The sequence below is a fragment of the Pseudobacillus badius genome, from assembly GCF_002189605.1.
GTDB lineage: Bacteria > Bacillota > Bacilli > Bacillales > Domibacillaceae > Pseudobacillus > Pseudobacillus badius.
The window spans coordinates 1-21176 of record NZ_MWMM01000022.1; the positions used below are offsets into that span (position 1 = coordinate 1).

At 38.0% G+C, this 21176-nt stretch carries 23 protein-coding genes and 1 pseudogene; 13 read left to right on the forward strand and 11 right to left on the reverse strand.

The annotated features are described in order from the left end of the window. Positions 1-750: 750 nt before the first annotated feature. Together B1A98_RS18535 and B1A98_RS18540 are read right to left on the reverse strand one after the other, a co-directional pair. Positions 751-1293 carry a hypothetical protein gene (locus tag B1A98_RS18535; RefSeq protein WP_063385186.1) on the reverse strand — a complete coding sequence of 181 codons (543 nt, stop codon included), beginning with the start codon at positions 1291-1293 and terminating at the stop codon, positions 751-753. Positions 1294-1604: 311 nt separating this feature from the next. After that, positions 1605-2309, reverse strand: a complete 705-nt coding sequence (locus B1A98_RS18540) for an SH3 domain-containing protein (RefSeq protein WP_063385183.1) — start codon at positions 2307-2309, stop codon at positions 1605-1607. Between the two features lie 728 nt (positions 2310-3037). On the opposite strand from B1A98_RS18540, the gene B1A98_RS18550 reads away from it, so the two are divergent. Continuing rightward, positions 3038-3487 carry a hypothetical protein gene (locus B1A98_RS18550; RefSeq protein ID WP_063385185.1) on the forward strand — a complete coding sequence of 150 codons (450 nt, stop codon included), beginning with the start codon at positions 3038-3040 and terminating at the stop codon, positions 3485-3487. Here B1A98_RS18550 and B1A98_RS18555 read toward each other — a convergent pair. Next, positions 3484-3771: a hypothetical protein gene (locus B1A98_RS18555; protein WP_125474362.1), complete on the reverse strand. Its 288-nt coding sequence runs from the start codon at positions 3769-3771 to the stop codon at positions 3484-3486. The two genes, B1A98_RS18550 and B1A98_RS18555, sit on opposite strands and share 4 nt — an antisense overlap. Continuing rightward, complete coding sequence (locus B1A98_RS18560) at positions 3726-4238, reverse strand: GNAT family N-acetyltransferase (protein WP_063385180.1); 513 nt, start codon at positions 4236-4238, stop codon at positions 3726-3728. Before B1A98_RS18560 ends, B1A98_RS18555 begins: the two co-directional genes overlap by 46 nt. Before the next feature lie 626 nt (positions 4239-4864). On the opposite strand from B1A98_RS18560, the gene B1A98_RS18565 reads away from it, so the two are divergent. Further along, on the forward strand, positions 4865-5050 hold the full coding sequence (locus B1A98_RS18565; protein ID WP_063385179.1) for a methyl-accepting chemotaxis domain-containing protein: 186 nt from the start codon (positions 4865-4867) through the stop codon (positions 5048-5050). A 363-nt stretch (positions 5051-5413) separates the two neighbouring features. On the opposite strand, the gene B1A98_RS18570 is transcribed toward B1A98_RS18565, so the two are convergent. After that, positions 5414-6610 (reverse strand): serine hydrolase domain-containing protein, encoded by a 1197-nt coding sequence (locus tag B1A98_RS18570; protein WP_063385178.1) that lies wholly within the window; start codon positions 6608-6610, stop codon positions 5414-5416. A gap of 54 nt (positions 6611-6664) precedes the next feature. Continuing rightward, positions 6665-7099, reverse strand: a complete 435-nt coding sequence (locus B1A98_RS18575; RefSeq protein ID WP_063385177.1) for a MarR family winged helix-turn-helix transcriptional regulator — start codon at positions 7097-7099, stop codon at positions 6665-6667. A gap of 533 nt (positions 7100-7632) precedes the next feature. Between B1A98_RS18575 and B1A98_RS18580 the strand changes: the two genes are divergently transcribed. From B1A98_RS18580 to B1A98_RS18595, 4 genes are all read left to right on the forward strand, one after another. Next, positions 7633-8043: a DUF1064 domain-containing protein gene (locus B1A98_RS18580; protein ID WP_063385176.1), complete on the forward strand. Its 411-nt coding sequence runs from the start codon at positions 7633-7635 to the stop codon at positions 8041-8043. Between the two features lie 611 nt (positions 8044-8654). After that, positions 8655-9413 (forward strand): SGNH/GDSL hydrolase family protein, encoded by a 759-nt coding sequence (locus tag B1A98_RS18585; RefSeq protein WP_082821761.1) that lies wholly within the window; start codon positions 8655-8657, stop codon positions 9411-9413. A 241-nt stretch (positions 9414-9654) separates the two neighbouring features. After that, a complete protein-coding gene (locus B1A98_RS18590; protein ID WP_063385175.1) occupies positions 9655-10137 on the forward strand; it encodes a hypothetical protein in 483 nt (160 codons plus the stop codon). A gap of 70 nt (positions 10138-10207) precedes the next feature. Beyond that, positions 10208-10570, forward strand: a complete 363-nt coding sequence (locus B1A98_RS18595; RefSeq protein WP_063385174.1) for a YxiJ family protein — start codon at positions 10208-10210, stop codon at positions 10568-10570. A 125-nt stretch (positions 10571-10695) separates the two neighbouring features. On the opposite strand, the gene B1A98_RS18600 is transcribed toward B1A98_RS18595, so the two are convergent. Next, positions 10696-10974, reverse strand: coding sequence for a hypothetical protein (locus B1A98_RS18600; RefSeq protein WP_063385173.1), 279 nt, complete (start codon positions 10972-10974; stop codon positions 10696-10698). Between the two features lie 304 nt (positions 10975-11278). Here B1A98_RS18600 and B1A98_RS18605 point away from each other — a divergent pair, with 304 nt between their 5' ends. Further along, positions 11279-11599, forward strand: a complete 321-nt coding sequence (locus B1A98_RS18605; RefSeq protein ID WP_082821760.1) for a CotD family spore coat protein — start codon at positions 11279-11281, stop codon at positions 11597-11599. A 365-nt stretch (positions 11600-11964) separates the two neighbouring features. Continuing rightward, positions 11965-12507, forward strand: a complete 543-nt coding sequence (locus B1A98_RS18610) for a hypothetical protein (RefSeq protein ID WP_063385172.1) — start codon at positions 11965-11967, stop codon at positions 12505-12507. 70 nt (positions 12508-12577) lie between these two features. Here B1A98_RS18610 and B1A98_RS18615 read toward each other — a convergent pair whose 3' ends face one another. Further along, positions 12578-13051, reverse strand: coding sequence for a DUF6843 domain-containing protein (locus tag B1A98_RS18615; RefSeq protein ID WP_063385171.1), 474 nt, complete (start codon positions 13049-13051; stop codon positions 12578-12580). 226 nt (positions 13052-13277) lie between these two features. Next, the gene (locus B1A98_RS18620; RefSeq protein WP_063385170.1) at positions 13278-13901 is read right to left on the reverse strand and encodes an FMN-binding negative transcriptional regulator; all 624 of its coding nucleotides are present in this window, start codon (positions 13899-13901) and stop codon (positions 13278-13280) included. A 136-nt stretch (positions 13902-14037) separates the two neighbouring features. On the opposite strand from B1A98_RS18620, the gene pdxR reads away from it, so the two are divergent. Beyond that, positions 14038-15417 carry a MocR-like pyridoxine biosynthesis transcription factor PdxR gene (gene pdxR, locus B1A98_RS18625; protein WP_063385169.1) on the forward strand — a complete coding sequence of 460 codons (1380 nt, stop codon included), beginning with the start codon at positions 14038-14040 and terminating at the stop codon, positions 15415-15417. A 378-nt stretch (positions 15418-15795) separates the two neighbouring features. Here the strand turns inward: pdxR and B1A98_RS18630 are convergent, their stop codons facing one another. Together B1A98_RS18630 and B1A98_RS18635 are read right to left on the reverse strand one after the other, a co-directional pair. Then, positions 15796-16458, reverse strand: a complete 663-nt coding sequence (locus tag B1A98_RS18630; protein WP_063385168.1) for a PH domain-containing protein — start codon at positions 16456-16458, stop codon at positions 15796-15798. Positions 16459-16473: 15 nt separating this feature from the next. Beyond that, positions 16474-17538, reverse strand: coding sequence for a YHYH domain-containing protein (locus B1A98_RS18635; RefSeq protein ID WP_063385167.1), 1065 nt, complete (start codon positions 17536-17538; stop codon positions 16474-16476). Between the two features lie 432 nt (positions 17539-17970). Between B1A98_RS18635 and B1A98_RS18640 the strand changes: the two genes are divergently transcribed. From B1A98_RS18640 to B1A98_RS18650, 4 genes and pseudogenes are all read left to right on the forward strand, one after another. Beyond that, the gene (locus tag B1A98_RS18640) at positions 17971-19185 is read left to right on the forward strand and encodes a DUF3221 domain-containing protein (protein WP_063385166.1); all 1215 of its coding nucleotides are present in this window, start codon (positions 17971-17973) and stop codon (positions 19183-19185) included. Between the two features lie 178 nt (positions 19186-19363). Beyond that, a complete protein-coding gene (locus tag B1A98_RS18645) occupies positions 19364-20221 on the forward strand; it encodes an MBL fold metallo-hydrolase (RefSeq protein ID WP_063385165.1) in 858 nt (285 codons plus the stop codon). A 79-nt stretch (positions 20222-20300) separates the two neighbouring features. Further along, a pseudogene (locus B1A98_RS20820) lies at positions 20301-20414 on the forward strand (IS1595 family transposase); the annotation flags it as partial. A 205-nt stretch (positions 20415-20619) separates the two neighbouring features. Beyond that, positions 20620-21093: a DinB family protein gene (locus B1A98_RS18650; RefSeq protein ID WP_063385164.1), complete on the forward strand. Its 474-nt coding sequence runs from the start codon at positions 20620-20622 to the stop codon at positions 21091-21093. Positions 21094-21176: the final 83 nt, after the last annotated feature.

Sequence of the window (21176 nt, forward strand, 5' to 3'; positions counted from 1 at the left end):
ATATCCCCCTAACTCTTACAAGCTAGGATTATTTTCATATAAGGTGGCTCACTTTTCAATTGCGATGGTGGTTCACTTTTAGGTTAACAAATACAAAAGAACTTGTTTAAATAGCAGACAGTAAATATAGGGGTATGGTAATCATTACTAAATTTTAATGTTATTTCACAATCTTCATATTGTTTCAAGGTCTTTAACATTATGTTTATATGATTTGAAGACATCTTATCTTCCCCCCCTTTCTAACCTAAAGGGAGGTTGACTAAGAAAAGTCTGGAAGGTCCCGATAAATTGTATTTCCTTCCAGTTAACCATAACATAGATTTTTTTAAAAATATACAAAAAATTGAAAAAAATAATGGTTAGGGCATAGATCGTTAATCATGCGCAGCAGACATAAAATGAGCAGAAAAAAGAAGCGCCGCTTGCACTAACAAGAATTAACAGGGTTAGCAGCCTTTGTGTTCGTTTATTTAGGTGCTGACATAAAGGGTATTTCTATAATTTTGAAGTTTATGCTTAACTGATAATTTGAAGGAGCAATGAAAAGAAGCAGCGGGTTAAATATCATTACAAAATGAATTCATAAAAATAACCCAAAAGTGGTGGTGGGCGGAAAAGCAATGATATTAACAAAAGGTAAGTTATACTAAACATTCTCTTTATATATTTGTATGAGAAGTAGAGATGAAAAGCCCAATTTCCCAACATTAAAATGGAGAAATCGGGCTTTTGTAGATTATTGCCTATTTAGGAGGGCTGTTTGTTTTTAATCCGATGCTGAAACGCCAGAGTCGCTATAAATATAGTGACTCCCCATAAGAACAATCCTCCGTACGTTACCACATACACCCAACTGGCTAATCCTTCGGCGTATCCTTTTGGAAGCACGCCCGAAAATTGAAGAGCTGTTAAGAAGCTAATTAGAACAGTCAACACCCCAACTGACCATCCTGATATGATTAATAACGGTTTGGGCAGTTTCTCCCCCCAGGAAGTCACGAACGCTAAAGCAAATAAAGAGGCCAGTATCGCCAGGATAGCTGTAAAGTCTATGCCAATCGTGTATAACGTGTATAGAAAAGCAGGGCCTTCCTTTAATGTATCACCGAACCCCGCTACATCTTGCACAGCTTGTTTTGTTGTAAGTCCCACCGTTGATCCCCAGGCCCAAAGCGATTTTAAAATGGCATACGGCAGCAGGGCAAGAGCTGCAACATAGCCCCATCCTTTAGTCAAATAAGTTTTACCAGCTGCGTTTGATCTCATATGTTTCTCATGTTTTAAGTTCAAACGACATTCTCCCTTCCCCTTTAAGAAATGAAGTCTAATTAGTTTTACAAACGGCCTTAAGTGTGAATTCTCGAAAGTCTCCGAATAAGTACCTCCTTTTCTATTCTTACTCCATAGTAGAGCATTTTTATTCTTGATCGCCTCTAATTGAAGTATATAATAGGAATCCATTGGATGGTCTGTATATTTATACCTTAATTGGGTAGAGAAGAAATAGGGAGGCAGGTTCTTGAGGAATGAAGTACTTAATAAAAAGAATGGCTCTAATTGATACTTAAGCCATTCTAGTAAATGATTGATTTAGTCAGTACTTATTTCTTTTTCAAGTTAGTCAATTCACTCATTGTCATGCCATTAGAAACTGATTTTATAAATCCAATATTTGGAGCGTAGTAAGTGGTATAGCCATCACTTGATTTTACGGTAACTACATTTTTAAAAGTTCCTGCCGGCGTAGTTAAAGTGCCATTTATTGATGTGATTTTTTTTCTGATTTCCCAATCCGCCCATTGCTTCCCGACTTTTAAAGGATAAGAAAGCTCTGTGAAATAATCTGACTGAGGCCAACCAATATATAGACCTTTGCTATCTTCCTTCATAATATAACTGCCATCTTCGCTGCTCCATTCATCCCAACCATAATGTTTACCTATGTACTGAGTTTTATGGTATTTTCCCTCTGATTTATAGGTGTATATTTTCGTTTTGTCCTGTAGAAAGCTATACATTCTAAGGTGCTGGGAAGCCACATATGCTTTTTTCTTTTGATAACCAATTTGAGACCAGCCGTTTTTAGTCTGTGAATATACAGTTACTGAAACATTGTTTTTTAACGACCCCACTTTTTTATAACTTGTGCCTGGTCCACTTCTAACGGTAAGGGAGCCGCTATCGATACTTACCCACCCACCCTTACTCGCTGTTGCTGCATTAGAAGATATTCCATTGAAGGGCAATACTGCGGATAAAACTAAAATAAAGGCTATTAAGCTTTTAATGAAAATTCGTTTGTTCAACTATATAACCCCTTTCTATATGGTAGGTAAATTATACCTTTTTGGTAGGAAATGGTAAATAGGTTTATGGGTCATTAGTCATTTTTTGTTGCAGATAAAAGTGAAATATTTTTTCGTTAGCAGGAGGTGAGTCATACATGGGACGAGCATTAATTACTCATGCTCTTCTGAGGAAAAACGTAATATCGGTAAGCAGTTTGATGTTCATGCGGGGGACGGCGAGGCAGTTGTATTCTATATTGAACCAGCCGATTTCATCATTGGTGAAGAGACAGTGAGGAAGAGAACTCTTGCTGGATTTTCAATGTCTGGTACTGGATTATTAATAAGTATATTTTACCACTAACGATAGGGATTAAAAAGAAAAAATAGAAGGAATTTCTAATTATTTATAGAAATAGTTCTATTAAATTATGTAAAGGGGAGGCTGGCATTGACATTAAGTAATATCAAAGGCTTTGAAGAATTGGACAACTTTCTATTTCAGAACGATATAAATCTTCGCTGCAAAAACACGAGGCTGTTTCTGAGGCATTTAGAGCCAATAGAAGGGGTCATGCTTTTTCTTGTATTAGAAGACGGATCGTTAGTGGAATTAGCAGCACATCAATTGGAAGAGTCATTCGAGATAGTCCCATTATCGAATAGAAATAAAAAATAAATCATTCCTTCCTTGTGGTCACTATTTATATAGAATGAAAAGACATGAAGGAAAGGGGGAAGGAGCAATAGATTATAGGGAATTAATGGACTGGAAAGGTTATGTTTACCTGAATACCTTGTTGGAACCGTTCGAGAACTCATTAAGAATACTTATCGATAGATGCAGCATTAGCGAGGAAAGCGAGGGGGTTCATGCAGGTAAATATATAACTGAAATCAGTCCTCTTGAAGTAGATAATAATTTACCAATTATTCAGCTGGACTTTGATTCTTATGTTTCTTATACGGTAACAAACGAGTCTTTTACTGTCATGGATGATTATGAAGTCTATCAAGGGGAAGTTTTTAGGATGTACACGAAATCAAGATATTTGGATTTTGTTAAACTAGGGACCATTGCAGAGGATATTTTCTCTGAAGAGAGTTTTGTTCATTATCAGGTTCCTTGTTTAAATCATATAATTGATATCATTTCTTATGAAAGTCCTCGCATAATAGAGGTAAAAAGAGGTTAATTCTTTATATTAAACAGGCTAAAGAAAATAGAAAAAGGACAATTGCTGTCCTTTTTTAATGGGGTCATTTCAAACAAGCCTATTTTTCCACAAGCCCAAGTATCTTTATCACGGTCACGCTCCAACTCATAAGCAAGGAAGGGATCTTTGCCAACCATCTGTTGGATATTCCTTTTGAAACTAATGCCTTTAACAGGAACATCTATAAAAAGGTGTTTCCAAAGTGCTTTTATATATTCTATTCCCATTCTTCTTTCAGGATAGCGTAATAATACTCGTCCCACCAATCATCTCCATTCGGGATGCATTTCTTGAAAAATCCTTCTCTTCTCATGCCGATCTTCTCCATTACTCGGTATGATGGTGTGTTTTCAGGCTGACACGTTGCAACAATCCGATGTAAGTTCAGTTTATTGAAACCATATTCTAAGACTCCCTTGGCTGCTTCGGTAGCATATCCTCTTCTTTGAAAAGAGGGATTGAATACCCATCCAATTTCATAGGTGTGATTGCCAAAGTATTTATGAAAGGCTATATGTCCAATTAAGGTATTTGTTTCTATTTTTATAACAGGAAAGTGTTCAGCGTGAGCACCTATGTTTTTGTTGATAAATTTTTTCGCTTCCTCTCGCGTATGTGCGCCATCGGGGATATACTTCATCACGTCCTGCTTCGAGGTATATTCATATACTGCTTCCAAATCATTAACTTGAAATTCACGTATCCATAATCTATTTGTTCTTATATTCATTGTAAATTCTCCTTTGTACAATCGCCGAAATGGAGCATTGGGGGCTATCTGACATGCGGGTATAAATAAAAACAGATATCTTGTTTATTAAGAAATAAATGCTTATCCCTTTAGATAGTGTAAGTGTATCATATTTTTCTATAATTGGAATTGTTTTTCCTTTTGTTATCACATCGTTTATTGCGACTTCATTTCGCCGATGTTGAATGCTTTTTGCTGCCTGACACTAAGTCTAAGTCCTGTAATTATTTACATAATTGGTAGATGTGCCGTTCAATCGTTGTATCCAACCTCTGGGACGCAGGTGGTCGTTTTGGTATTTTGGATGTGATAAAGCTCCTTTGTGCGGGTGTTTTCATTAGACTTGAATAGATAAATGATAGACCTCTTTCAAAAGTAGAGGTTTTAAAGGAAAGCTGGGCATTGGTGTATAAGGCATTCTTAAAGATAGCCGAAAAAACTTGCGGTATGGCAGGAAAAGAAAGATTGGGGAAAGTGAAAGAAGAACAAAATTGTTTCCAGCAAGGGTCAGGCACTGGCTTGAAAGAATAGAACCAGTGCTGCTAAGCTTGATTTTCTCTTGGTGATTTGGCAGGAATCTTTTATTCTATGACGAAGGAATCGAAGTGGTTGAAACAGCGGGCGGATCGTTTGAGCATATCTACCAATCTATAAGTAATGTAGCGAGCCAGGCTGAAAAGGTGTCTACAGCTATTGAGCAGGTAGCTGTCGGTTCAAAAGAAATGGTTCGGGCCGTTAATTCCATTGTTCAAGTAACGGAAGAGAAGGCAGCTGGTTCTTCGACTTATTAAAGAGAGAAATGTCGATGCGGCTCCTTATAAGGTTTAATCGCTCGGTTAGTGTTTTGATTCCTAGTTTTTTTCTCTTTCCATTTCTCTGTAAAATCGGCAACCTACATTTTTTAGGCGGTATGTACTCGCCAGATTCAACTGCCTTTTGCGATAAATAAAAGAAGCCATTTTGAAAAAAGATTGATCAAAATGGTTCTTTACAATGGATGAAAAAAATACGGACGTTCAAAACGAAGCAAATGGAAGAAAACATCGAAATGGTTTCGGGACATTGTGATGAAACTATCCATTTTTAAAATTGTTTAAGGGCTTTTGCACGCTCTTTTTTGATTTGTTCATGCAAGTATAACTTTCCTGACTAGATCAATCGACTGGTTGATAAGGTACTTCCACACCTTCATCGATAAATAAATGATTCGCAACATCTAGATAACTCATCGTATTGCGTACCCAGTAATACGATTCATCTACTTTAAAAAGTGGCACAGACAACTGATGTTCAAATGAAATCATAAATTGTACACCCTTTTCAATCGTAAATCTTGTGCCAAGTCCATCTGCTAATTCATATCGACCCGTAAGATCATCTTTATTAGTCACTGGTAAGATGGCTACATGTTTGGGGGCTTCTACAGCATGCTGAATTCCCATTAAGCAATTCATAATTTCTTGTTCATATTGCGGAAATACTTCTTGATTCGTCGCTAACACAATCACTTCTTTGGTTGATCTATTAATAAAGGCTTGTGCAGAGCAACCAATCCATCCGCCTGTATGACCTATCCACTCATCCTGAATGATAAAGCCGTGGCCATAATGCTCAGCAGATTCTGTTGGTGTTAACATGAATTCCACAGTTTCTTTGCTAAGGAACCGACCTTGCCAAAATGCTTTTAAAAACGTTGCCATCTCTGCTACTGTTGTATAAATGCCGCCGTCCCCATATCCATCACTATATTTTTCAATTTCGGGTGAATAGGGGTCATCATGAACCTTTCTATATTGTTGATGCTCATAATCATATGTTTGACCATGCGCTTCCCAATGTTTTAGAGGCTGAGTTGTTGTATGGGTTAGATTTAATGGCTCTGCAATAAATGTTTGTAAATACGTTTCGTACGATAAACCGCTTATTTCCTCAATTATTTTTGCAAGCAACACATAATTTGTATTGCTATAAGACCAATGCTCATTTGGCGCATATTGTGGCTGTACTGCTTCGATAAATGTTTCCACACTTATTGTTACACCTTCTGCGATATACTCTGGAATACCAGATGTATGTGTAAGCAAGTGTTTTACCGTTACTTCTGTAAAATGAGGTGCATGAAACCAACTTGTCATTTTATCTTCTAACCGCAACTGTCCTTTTTCGATTAGTTGGAACGTCATTACTGCTGTAAACATTTTACTTAATGATGCTACATTAAATTGTGTATTTTTGTTAATGAGCTGCTTTTTTGCGAGTTCTTGATAACCATGATAATACTCCTTAATCTGTCCATTTGCTTCAAAATAAACTGCACCGTTAAACGCGATATTTTTAAGTAAATCTTCCACTGATTAGCCTCCTAAATAAATTAGATATCTAACATATTGGATGTGAAGAAATCTTTATAATTCCTTCATCGCAATACTCTTTAATTTTTCAACAATACGCTCTAATTCATCTAACTCATTTGATGAAAGTTTGCTGTAAACTTTATCTGCGATTTGCCGTTCTACATAATCTTGCTTCGAAAAATACTCCAATCCATTTTCATCTAACGTTATAAATACTTCACGTCGATTTTGGAGATTAATTTCTCGTTTGATAAATTTATTCTTTTCCAATTTCGCTATTAATTGGCTTACTGCGCTAGAGCTAATATTCATTTCCATCGCAATTTCACCGACCGTAATCCGTTTGGCTAAGTACACAATATCCAAGACCACCGCTTGTTGAGTTGTAATACCGCTATTTAAATATTGCTTATACTGTTTGTATATCAAACGGTTTATTGTATATTCAGCTTCATTAATACGCTTAACCTGTTTATATAGAGACAAAAGATCACCCGCTAATATGTTAGATACCTAATATATTAGCGGGTGAGGTTTCAAACGTCAATCTTCTATTTCAAGCACCTAGTTTGAACTGTTGATTTAAAAGCAATTCGGTCAACATCCAGGTTTATCTTTTTATAAAATAGTGCGTCTCGATTTTAAACAAATGCCTATAAAAAGTGTCATCTTGGCGGCTGTAATCAAAGTCTGCTCTTGCTAGAATGAACCTCCACTGACACCAGGCAAACAAAGTGAAATGCCCACTGGCAGGATTGGATACGCAGCGGCAAGCCGGCTCAATGGAGAATGCGGAAAATACCTGCTAGAGGCAGAAGGAGTGGATTGGAGATTAAAACGATGACATGCAGGCTATACCGTGGAACATATGTTGATAAAGGGGGCAGCGATTCTTTGATGTCTATGCAACCTTGTCCGATCTGTGGACCAAAGGCAGAAGAAATTCATGGGTAGGAACAAGCGGAGTTTCGGAAGCAGTTTGAAGAAGCGAAGCATCTGGCGGGAAAGGAAGTTAGTTAATGACAGTTCAATCGAAAGACAGCAACGAGAAAGTAATAATCGATGGCATCACTTTCGGCAGCAAATCAGAAGCGGGCTATTATGAGAATTTGAAACGGATACAGGAGAACGATCAGATTCTCTTTTTTCGGACGCAGCCAAGGTACTTACTGCAAGAAGCTTTTACGAAGAATGGGGTCCTGCATGAGCAAATTGAATATGCAGCTGATTTTGAAGTGCATCACAAGGACGGAAGTATTGAAGTGATAGCTATCAAGGGAGCAGAAACTGAAGTCTTTAAAATCAAGCGGAAGCTGTTTGAGAAGAAGTATCCTCATATCTTGAGTTTGTTTACATGTCATCCGGATGATGAGGGGATTGCCGACGAAAGCATGATGAGGAAGAAAGTGGGGAGCGTGCAAAATGATTGACTATCGCTGCATGGATTGTGAGGAGTCAGAAACACTAGGGGGCACTCTTCCTATGAAGGCGTGCCCCCTAGTGCGGTTTCATGCTGAAAGCTGTTGAGGAGAAGTAGATGCAAAAAGCGACAGTAAAATGATTATTAATCCTATCTTCAGCTTTTCTTGAGGGGAGGGTAATTGACTATCGTTAAATTGAGTGATAGTAGTAGGCATCATCTAAAAAAGGTAGCTGACCACCAAAGCGAACAAAATAGCAAAGTGAAAGATAGTGTTACAAGAAAAGTAGTGCGGGATGTGTTTGGGTGACGATCTCTAATTTTTTTAGCCAACGAAATAGAGCTAAGAATAAATACTACGCATAAAAAAGGAGAGAAGTAGTACCCAATATAGTACATTACATCAAACATATCTCCAGCTCCTCAAAATTTATTTCCTGATTATATCTATTTTAACATTAATTGTAATGATTGGATCGCATAATTATACTAATGGAAAACAAGTGAAACACCCCGCTAGGTATGTGTCGCTATCATCCAGTGATCTTCCTATTGTTTTATTCTCCCAAGTAAAGGAATGAATGGTATGATGTATACATACATAGATTGGGGGTTATTGAAATGAACAAGGTTAAAAAATGGCTAGTATCCGGGATGGCCGCAGTAGGAATTCTCATTTCCAGTGTGCCGTTTAATATAGAGGCGGCTACAATAAAAACTGATCGGGTTGTTGCTTTTGGAGACAGTAATACGTCTGGGTCATATTTGCCCAAAGAGTTCCCGAAGTATCCTACTCACAACTGGCCTAACGTTGCAGGTGTGGTCAACAAAGGTGTAAGCGGAAATACGACAGCCCAGGCCATAAAGAGATTTAAGAAAGATGTACTAGACTTAAATCCAGCAGCTGTTGTTATGATGTTCGGACTAAACGATGCATTGATTAATTCCACAACTGGACAGCCGCAAGTCAGCAAGGCTCAGTTTGAAAAAAATCTTACGAGCATGGTCTTACAGTTAAAAGAAAGACATACTAAAGTTATACTGATGACTAATCTGCCTGTTAATGAGGGCGTATATTATAAATATCATTCCGCCAACAATCCTAAAATAAGAGAAATATATGCTGATAAAGGCGGCCTTCGCAAATGGGAGAACAGCTATAACGATATTATCCGAAAAGTAGCTAAGACACACAAGGTTCAACTCGTAGATAACTATGCAAATGCCGTATTGAAAGCTGGAAATGCGACAGATACAAGAATTTCTAAAAGTGGCTTAGTGGATCCGCTGCTAGGCTTCCACTGGACGCCAAAAGGGCATAGCATGGTCGCTTACTCTGTAAACCACTATTTAAATCAGATGTTTCCTTATGCTAAATAAACATTCACTTTGTAATAGGAAGAAACTTGACTTCTTTACTCTACTATAATGCTGTATAGTGCTTAAAATAATTTAATGGATAGACTAACGGAAAAGCTGGGGCATGATTAACATTCTAATATTAAGAAGTAAGGTTGTTCAGGCCCCTCTTTAATTAACGAGGCAGGGGAGTGGAAGTAGAAATGGCCTCATTTCCTGCCCTAGCCGAATCATATAGATAAAAAAGTAGGTGTGTAATCAATTGTTTTCTTGGAGGATAACCAAATATAACCCTGAAAACAGAGATGAAGGAGGTTCCTATCTTGATGACAAAGAGTGGACTTGTTTTTCTGAGGCAGGAACTAAAGTAAGTGAAGAAGAGTATGTGAGAACAGAAATGGATTACATAAATGCGATCACTTCTTTTATGGAAGAGATGGGTTTAAATAAAGTGTATTTAAACGATTTAGAAATATGGTCTGACGAGGTTGTAAGCCAAAGTTCTGCTAGTTTTTTACAAAAAATGTGGACGGGTAAAGCAGTAACTTTACAAGAAATCAGAGAGTTAGCCAAGTTAACCTTACGCAACGTTATTTGGTGTAAATTAAGTTACAAAAAAGAGTTTTTTGTTCATTTCGGATACGATTATTATATGTACATTGGAGCGATGAAAGATTGTCCTAGCGCTCGAAAAAAGATCCAAGCTACCGGGCTATACGTTGAGAATGTTAATTCTCCTTATTGAAGAAAAGATGCTGGATAGCATGGCAAAGATCATCCTTTTTTTAAAAAATAAGTAATGGTGGAGATATTTATTGAAAGCAACATCAAATGCTGAAATTAAAGCTAAATTACAGGAAATCAATTTCGTGGCACCCTTTCCATCTGAGGATTTAAAGTTAATAGAAGAAAACCATAGGGATGAGCTGCTTTATCATACGGATGAAATTACGCTGACGGAAGATTTTCATAATTTTCTTCTTGTCATAGCTGGAAGTGCTAGTTATATTTTATCCGGGAAAAGAATCCCGAAGCATCAAAAACAATTTTTAGAGAAGGGGTTTTTTGAATGTTATCCAGCTTATAGGTTTTTAGAGAAGTTGTCGGATAAATATCCAGATTTCAGTGAAGAATTAAAGAGGCATGAACTCGCCCGTCAACTATTAGTAAAATGTTGAAGGTTTTCCACGAATTTTATGCCTCATACGCTTGAAATAATATTGAACTATACTAATCATGAACTTGGCCAGCTATAAACAAAACACCTTGAATTTCTCCAAGGTGCGGTTTGATGGCCTTCTGCTCAATGCGATGGTTCTTGTCTATCGGTTGGCGCTAAAATCGGATTGTGTACAGGCTCGTCTGCTGGTTGAGGATTTGTAAGTCGCTCTTCATACCTGCGATTAGCTGTATAAAATTGATCTTCTAACCACCCAGCTTGTTCATGTGTCAGTTCCAATACAAATTCATTGTTAGTGTCATCATATGCAGTTAGAAGCACATAGCTTTTATTGTCACGAGTTACATTAGCCACTCTCAAGTAAAGATTTTTGGCTTCTAATCTCAACTGCATTCCGTTCACGGATATAACCTCCTTAAAGGATTTAAGATTACTATTCCCTATAAGGAAAAAAGTATGCAGAAAAGTTAAGTTTCCCCAGCCTCTGACTGGCTAATGAGGGTGTTTGTAACTGCCGCGCTCACGCCTCTAGCAAAGTGACAGTCACCTTTAGTAGGGAATGAATGCTTACTATCTATTTTTTCTTTTGCCTATGTATAAGGTGAATAAGAGGCCAAAAAAATAGTTTGATAAATTAATTGATTTGTCTAAGGCAAGTCCTCTTTTGCTGCATAAAATATAGTAAACAAAAGGGGAGGTGTATTTTATGTTTTTTAACTGCAATAGAAGAGGTCATTGCGGACACCATCATAACGAGAATATCGTAGTAAGCCCAACCGAAACAATTGTTAACACTACAACTAACTATCAAACAGTCAAACATATTCATCCAACTGAAATTGTTCACGTCAACAGACATGTGATTAGAAACGAACACTTTTACCCAGTAACTGAAAGAGAAGTAAATGAAACGATTGTAGAAAACTATGACTGCGGAAGAGATATTCGCCATCCTAGATGCAGACGAGTTGAAGAAGAGCATAGCCGCCATAAATGCAATCACTGCCATTGTAAGAGACATAGATAACCTGGATAATAGTAGTAACGCAGCCAAAGTGGGTGCTTTTTTCTTTGTTATCCAGCAAACTTTTTCGTTATAAGCAAAGGCAGAGCACCAACAAAATTAAGTGCTGCAACCAGCTGCCCATTGTGATAATTTAAGGCTGTCGGTCTTGCTGACAGCCTTTTTTCACTTTTGTTATTATAAGTTGATGTACTTCTATGTATGATTAAACAAACACCGGGATAAGCATCGCGGCATTTAAATCGGATACCGAAGGCGCTGTATCAATAAAACGGTCGGCGGTAACGGTTACTGAAGCCTATGTAAACATGTGCAAAAAGACCTCGAAATGCTATACTCTAATTATTGGAAAAAGGGAGATAGAAAAGATGGACTTAATCTATGATTACTTAGATGATATTCAAGGAGATATTTTTTCTTTAGATAGGAAAGAGTTAGAGAAAAAATACTTTGAAATTTGCAAGCACACAGTTAATAAGGATATAGCCCAAAAAATCCAACAAGTAGATTTAAATAATTACACCGCTTCCTTGATACAAAAATTCCAACAGATTTTGCAGCATTCCGCTATCAAAGATCTAACAGCTATTTATTTTGAATATGATATTGACAACAATTGGGAAGGGACTTTTTTTCTGTGCCCGGACTATATCTCTTTAAGCGAAGAAGATGATGATTGGGCCGCTGATTGGATTGAAGTGGTAGATGGGCCTTCTCTTCCTCCATTTAGTGAAATTTACGATCAGTATGGTGGATTTGAGGAAGATGATGAGGCAGGTGTAACTATTTATTTAATTGTACGGACGATCTTAGCTTTTATGGCTTCTGCCCAATTCGTCAATACTGACGTACCAGTATGTATAGCTTATCATGACCAAGATCCCATTATACGCATAAAAGAAGATGAATAGTTAAAATAAGGTAGATAGAAGGCATGAACTTAGTTAAAGGAGCTATAAAAACTATTTTAACAACCTTTAGTTACTTGTTGTTCATAGTTTTAATATACTTATCAATCTTACCTAGACAAATATCTTCATCATCCTCAGTTTTGACTCCGAAAGATTCAATTTGGAATTTGTCATTTTCATAAGAACCTTTGTTATGACCTATGATATCTTCAGTTGAGAGTTCACTTACTTGTTTTCCTTTTTCATCTACATAAATATAAGTGGTCTCATGAAAACCAGAATCTTTTTCTCCTTCCCAGCCAAAATCAGCTGGAGAAGACGTATATAGAACTCCTTCATCATTAAACCTATAGGTAATATTTTGGTCTTTTATCTCTAATGCCGGTGCATCATCTGCATCGTATACAACAATGGCACACCCTTTAAAGCCCGAAGGTAACTTATAAGAAACTGAGTAGCGTTTATCCTTAGTTATAAACATATACACAAGACCTCCTATGACGATAAAAAGAATGATGCCGGGCAAAAACCATTTTGTTTTCATAAAGGCGCCTCCTTTCTTTTATAATAACCTAATTTCATCCAATTAAGTTATTTGTAAAAATTCTCCCTTTCTAGATGTTTAACTGCGGAGGATATTTTCTTCTATTATTCATTGGCACTACTGTATGTGTCTTATGCCAAGAGGGGGATATAACAGTTTTGATGTTGATTGTTATAGGGACGCACTATAAACACATCGAGAAAACAAACCATAATAATTAGGCTAATCATTTAAATAATCCTGTGCGTTGCTCACGCATCCACTGAGCAATCTGAATTTTCTCTGGCTCCTTTGACTTTTCAAGCTCTTCAACAATCGATTGGTAATCGCTGTCATTACGGTTCTGGCTCATTTTGGCTACAGCTTGAATAGAGGTGATTTCAATTTCAAACCCAACTATTCCCTTCATTTCGCTCTTAAGCAACTCGGGATCAAATGTATCCCAGGTCCTTCCGTTCTCTCTATGGGATTCGTAGTGTGTAAGCATAGTGTTCAGGGTTGATCCCAGCTCTTCTTCAGTGATGACACGAGCTGCTCCATATGCATGCACAGCTAAATAATTCCATGTAGGAACCTCTTTGCACTGATACCAACTGGATGAAATGTAAGCATGCAGTCCTTGAAAAATAAGTAACACGTCGCTATTATGGTTCAAAGTTTTTTTCTGCTTGTTTCCATATGCAAGGTGCCCAGTTGCATAGATTTTTCCTTCCTCTTCTCGAATTTCCAAAGGGATATGAGTAGCCAGAGGACGATGTTCATCCACAGTAACCAATAAGGCAAACGGGTTAGACTTCATCATTTGAACTGCTTCATCATGATCCATACAATATTTCTTAGGAATATACACAATAAACATCCTTTCAACTTGTAGTTATGTTTTTACCATATAAGCAAAAAATAAATCTTTTAAAAATAGTATGATACAAGTTGACATAAAAAAAGATACAATATCAAATAAATATACATGTCAGAGGGAAGGGAAAATGAAAAATATTATTTTCACCTTTAAGGATGGCTCTCCCAAATACAAACAAATCTACGAGCAATTTAAATTATTTATTGAGCAAGGAGATATACGGACTGATGAGCAGCTGCCGACTATCCGTCAGCTTGCAGAATCCCTTCAAGTAAGCCGTAACACTACATTAATGGCTTATGATCAACTTGTAGCAGAAGGTTATATTCGCGGAGAAGGGAGAAAAGGGTATTTTGTAAATGAATTAGAGCCCGCTTTATTCCAGCAGGGGACAGCCCCTCGCAATGAACAGCAAACGGAATCAACAACTCCTGTCCTTGTCAATTTCCGGGCAGATGCCATCGATCAAGCACATTTCCCTTTAAAAGCCTGGAGAAGAATAGCTAACCGGATATTAACATTGCAGGAGAGCTTTCAATACGGAGATCCTTTTGGAGAGGTATGTCTGCGGGAGCAGCTTGCTGCGTATTTATTTCAATCAAGGGGAGTGAAAGCAAATGCAGAGGCAATTATTATTGGCAGCAGTACCCAGCAAATGCTGATACATCTTGGCCATATACTGAAGGAGGATTTTCCGAGTGTGATAGTGGAGGACCCTGGTTATGATGGCGCTAGGGAGGCTTTTCAATTCCATCGTCTCCACTTTGAAACTTTACCGGTTTATGAGACGGGAGCAGATTTTTCACAATTAGGACAGATGCAATCGCGATTAGCTTATGTGACACCGTCCCATCAAAGCCCCATCGGAGTAAGCATGTCGATTCAACAGCGGCAAATGCTTGTTCATTGGGCTAACGAAATACAGGGTTACATTATTGAAGATGATTATGATAGTGAATTTCGTTATACGCAACGGCCATTTCCTGCTCTTGCTTCAATTGATGCTCAAAGAGTTATTTATTTAGGGAATTTCTCGAAGTGCTTTCTTCCGGGAATCCGTTTAAGTTATATGGTGCTGCCGCAGCCGCTATTAAATCGTTATAAAGATCGATTCCGTCATTTTGAAAGTACTGCTTCACTTCTTAACCAGCTCACAATGGCTAAATTTATGGAAGAAGGAGAATGGAGTCGCCATATTAAACGCATGCGCCTTATTTATAGAAGGAAAATGCAACACTTAGCGGCAGGATTAAAAAATGAGTTCAAAGAAAATATATCCATTATTGGCGAGCAGTCTGGTTTATACTTATTGGTCAAGGTGCACATGGAGCATTCTGAAGAATGGCTGATCAAACAGGCTTCTTCCTATGGTGTTAAAGTGTGTCCGACCTCACTTTATGTCGTCAACAATTACTCCGTTCGACCCATTATTAAACTTGGTTTTAGCAGCCTTTCTCATGAGGAGATCCAACTTGGCGTGCAGCTCTTAAAAAAAGCCTGGTCATAAACATAATAAGGGAGCTAAAATCTCCATACGTTTGCTGGATTATATGGGGCTCAGCAGGGGGACTGTGGCTACTTTTCACATCTATCAAAGTGAGACGCAGCATCAATTAACGGATAAACAAAAGTAAGAATCCCGCTAAGTTTGTTATTTATTAGCGGGGTTTTTTACTATTCTTTAAGTTTAAAACAAAGTATAAGGACCGATTAGTTTAGTACACCTTCACCAAAGCCTTATCCATTTGCTCCTCTCTCAGCTTTAAGGATGTACGTCAACATATACTCGTCATTTTCTATATCTGCTAAATACTTGCCGATTTTATATATAAACTCACTACTACTAGCATTGCAACTTCTTTTCGTGTGTTAATGCCTTTGTATGTTAGCGGGAGGACCGATGAAGAATAATATTAGCAACACGTTGCATTTGGTTCTTATCAAATATTTCATCAAACTCAAGTCGACGTTTGCCGTATTGAATGTAAAGTCCTTTTTCCATTAGTCCGTCTTTAAACCATTTCACATCGTGTATGGTTTGATACCGGAATTTCTCAACGACAGATAAATTATTTGCAACAAACCAAACACGCTTATCTGTGACAAATAAATAACCTTTATATTCTTTTGTTTTAGACTTATCAAACTCGCAATTCAAAAAAGTAATGCCACGCTCGTTCGCTTCAAACACTCGATCTTTTATCGATTTAAAAAAGGCTGCATGTTTGTCCACAGCTCGGTATTCATACTCAGTGTATCTATGGATTTCTTCAGCGACAAAGTTTGAAAGAAGAGAGAGGGTTTCTTGGTGCCTTTGTTGGGCTTTTTCTCTAGCAATCCGTTCTCTTTCTTCTCGTTTAGCTTCTTGAGCTCTTTTTCTTTCGTCTGATTGAGCTTGGGATTGCCTCTTTTTCTCCATTTTTATGGCCTCTCTTTGACTGCGAAACGCTGTTACTTTTCGATCGATTTCGTTCGGGTCTTTTCCTTTTGCAAGTAGCTTGATGAAGACGTCTTCTACCTTGTAGCAAACTTGTCTATAAATGCCCATTCTTATTCACTCTCCTTAGCTGATTGATTTCTTAGCTATATAAAAGCGGCGGGCCAGCCAAGCAAGTCCAATGAACCCTGCACCAGCAGCCGTTTGAGCAGTATCTTCTTTGTGTTTTTCTAACCCTTTATCATAGTAGTGTTTAAAAACAACTTCGGCGTGCTTATACTCTTCAGGAAGCACATAGTCTTCTCCACTGTCTCCAAGTTCGAATCCAGCTTCTTGTATTTCCTGGACTTCTTCATTAGATTCGAATCCTTCTTTGTACCACTTAATATATTTGGGATTATCCATCTTCGGCGCCTGGTATTTAAGATGAGTAAATGCAGCGTTATATCCCTTTTGAACGTACTTGTCTTTAAATTCAGCCAGTCCTTTTTTAAATCCGTCTTCGTAGGCTTGATAATAACTTTCTTTCATATTATCTAAGGTTTGGCGCATATCTTCTAATCCATCTTCATAGCCCATCTTTGAGTATTTAGCGATGAATTTTTCATCACGAGCTTTTACCACTTTATTAAAGCTTTCAGTGAAAGCATCTTTTAACACAGTATTTTCCGTATATTTGCCTGGAACAGAGAGAGTATCTGTTTTTTGGCCAAGAGCAGCTCCTTCTTTTTGAGCCTTTATTTTCTCGGCTTCGAGTTTCTTCTGGCCTTCGACATGGCCTTTCTCATATCCGGTTTTATAACCCTCATTGTATGACTCAGAGCCAGATCCTTCAGCGTTCTTAGTTGCGGCTGCGTATCCATCTTTATAACCGGAATCATAACCTTCTTTTTCTCCTTTAGAACGATCGGCTGCTTCTTGCTGTGCAGCAATTTCAGCAGGGGACGGTTCATTGGATGGGGAAGAGGAAGAACTTCCAGCGCCACTTGAACGATCACTACTGCCACCACCTGAGCTGCTTCCGCCGCCTTCGTTGTGATAGTGGTATTCTCCAGTTTCAAGCCCCCATTTTGCACAATTTGTGCGGCAGTAGTGTCCACCATTACCGTCCGTATTTCCAGGGTGTGCCAAAGGTGAGGTAGCAATACTAAAAGTTAGAAGGGGAACTAGTAGAGCGACTTTCTTTTTCACTTTCTCAGCTCCTAATCGTATTAGCGATTTTTAATTAACTAAATTTTTCTATTTTATAAGTAATATTTAATGGGTCTATATAGCTAATTATCGAGCAAAATAAAGACACGCCGCAACGTGTATAAGTTGAAAGTAATTTCCTATATTATCCTACAAATCAATTTAAAATTCTATATCCTCTGTTCGTCAAAAAGCGACAAGAGCCCATGCAGTAAGCAGCTATAATCATTATATTGCTCCGATGGCTGCGATAAGAGTTTATAGAGGAGGAAGGTTAGTTGGGTAGAAGACTTACGTGATATGAAACATAGAACTCAGAAGAGTACATGATTTAAGTAAGGGCTTTTTGTAAACTTCCTTCTTGCGGTGTTATATCAAAAAAGGGTGTATGGGGTATTTATTTATATTACGGAAATAAAGGAGGTAGTTACCATGAAAAAACTCATATTGAGTTTGATATTAGGTATATTGCTTGCTGGCTGTGGAGATGCAGCGTCACCGGTGTCAAAAGATCCAAAAGAGCCGGAGCAATCATCAAAACAGGAGAAAAATGTGTTTATAGAGCTGGAGCAAACAACAGATGATACGGCGAGTCGAGCTGCGGCTTATGAAAAGGCATTGCACGATGAGATACTGACGGGCGGTTATTTAGGCAAAGTGACACCAGAGCTGAAAGAAGATTATGGTGTACAGTCCATTGAGTTTCAAGCAGTGACTAATGCTATTCAAAACATTTACGGAAGTTTTTATGAGTACGGCATTCTGTACTTGAAAAATCAGGAATCCGGTGCTGAAGAATCTGGTGTGTGGGTTGGCATAAAAGATCCGGATGATAAAGCAAAGGAACTCGCTCGCCGCCTACAAAAACAAGTCGATGAGGGAAAAATTCTGGCTAAATATATTCACTTGTTTGAGAGCGAATACAGTGAATGGGACAACCGGGATTTGATGTATAAAGTGTCTAAAGCCATCAAGCCGATGAAAGAGGCCACGCCGGAACCAGAGCGGGTGGAACTCAGTATAAGTGTGGATACAATCACAAGGACCATTGAAATTGGGCACGACTTTTTAACAGGCGAGCAGATGGACAAACTGAAGGACCAATTTGCAGACTATAAAATGAACTTTACGCAGGAAGGACGAATGCTTCCACTTCCGGGAGATCCCGATGTGGAATATCCGAAAGAACCTGTATCCTATAAACAAACATATGAAGGAGGCTGGATAATGAAAGTATCAACGAATAGTATGCTTGTGGTTCAGGCGAGACCGGATAATTTCTCTGCAACTGGCGGAGTATCAGAGCATTATGGAGCTGTGAATTACAGCTTTCCAAAAGCAAACGAAAAGCTGAAGATCGGCCAACGTGTTGATGTAGAAGCATCAGGATGGATCGCTGAATCATATCCTGGACAAGGCAGGGCCAAATTTGTTACCGTTTTGCCGACCTACCAGCCAAAAGGAGCGGATTTAACTGAAGAAGACGTTGTTCGAAAAGCTATCGAACAACAAGAAGAAAAAGCAGAAGTGGAAGGCATTCGTGAGATTACCTATAACAAAAAAACGGACGAATGGTTCGTCACATTCGTCCGTTCAATGGCATCAGATTCAACTGCCATGATTATTACAATTGCAGACCAAAAATAAACGCTATTTCAGGCGTACCGCACTTAAGGAGCAATAATTAAATGGGGAGAGTTTATGAATGAAGAAAAGTCCTCACTTGTTTAAATAAACCAGCCTTTGCTGCTAGTGGAGCAGTTGCACATACCGATGCTCCTTCATATAAAGCGATGGGAGAAATATTTTATAAGGATGTGTTTTAATGTTACATCAGCTGACATCAAATGTATTTTACTCGGCTTTTAGTCATGATACAGATCGCCCCAATTTAGGGTGTGTAGCAGGCCAAGAGTCAGCGCTATTAATTGATGCAGGCAACTCACCTATGCATGCTAAAAGTTTTTTAGAGGATGCATCGCAAACAATTGATGTACCGGTAAAATATGTAGTCATTACACACTGGCACTGGGACCATGTATTCGGTTTGCAGTCGTTGCCATTTCATTCAATCGGGCAGGAATTAACACAAGAAAAGCTAAAGTGGATGCAAACCTTATCGTGGGAAGACGATGCTCTGGATAGGCGTGTGCAAACAGGAGAAGAGATTGCCTTTTGCTGTAACATGATAAAAAAAGAGATGCCAAGTCGCGATGATTTAACCATCCCATTATTAGCTGAAACATATCAGGAGCAGTTAACGATTGATTTAGGGAATCAGCCAGTAGAGCTGCATCATGTCGAAAGTGAACATGCAAAAGATTCAACCATTATTTACATACCAAATGAAAAAGTATTGTTTTTAAGCGACTGTTTAAGCCCGGATGTATATAGTGGTGAATGGAGTTATTCTTTCCATAAGTTAGAGCGTCTGCTTCATAAAATAAAAACATTTGAAGCAGATATTTATCTGGAGGGCCATCATACACCAGAAACGAAAGAAGCATTTTGGTCTTATTTTAATGAATTACTGGCGATAGGAGCTATTGTTTCTCAAACAAGGGATACACATAAGGCGTATGATTTGTTTTATCAGGAAAGAAAAAAGAAGCCAACAGAGGAACAGCAGGAGCTCATTCAATACTTTGTGAATGGCAATAAAAAAGAGCATGTGCAGCCTTGAAATAAAATAGTGATTGTTTTACGCATAGGCATCGCTTAATAGGTTCATAATTCACAAGAAAAATTGAAATCTCTTTTTTAGTGAGATCGATGGTCGCCTAATAAATGAAATAAGAGAAACTCATTTCAATGAAGGATTTGGACGTCTTCATCCTATATCGGAACACATTGTTAGGCTGGGGAAATACAATAGTCTCCATTCTCGTATGAAACAATGGATAGAGCGTTGCAAAGGTGCGGCTGCGAACTCCCTCGATAACTACTTTAACCAGTTCTTGCTTACACCATTTGTATTTGCTGCGTTGATCGAAATTTATTGGGCAGTAGTTATTCAACAAAAATGTATTTCAGAGATAATAGACTAAATTAGACAAACCATTTAACTTTGGGGTGATCATAATGAAAAATTTTTTTGAGTACAATTGGCAGGTTAGAGACGAATGGTTGAACTGGTGCGATCAGCTAACAACAGAAGAGTTGGTGAAAGACCGTATAGGTGGAGCGGGCAGTATTTTATACACTCTTTTTCATATTATAGACGTTGAATATAGTTGGCTTCGTGGTATTCAGACTAAAGAAGACGTGGTATTTGAATTTGATGATTATAAGACGCTTGTGAAGGTGAAAGCCCTCTCAAACACATTGCGATATGAACTAGTTGAATTTTTAAAGAGCCATTTAGATGATGGACAAGATGAATTTGTAACAGTTCCTTGGGATGAAGATGAATACACTAAAAATGAAATATTGCATCATATCATTGCCCATGAAATTCACCATATCGGTCAACTTTCCGTTTGGGCAAGAGAAATGGAATTAACGCCTGTATCTGCGAATTTTATCGGTAGAAAGTTAAAGTCAATGCATTCTTAACTAAATATAGAGGCTCCCATAATTTTGACCGATGATCGACATTGTTGTTTAACGGAGCCAACAATAAAAGGAAGCTATCGTTT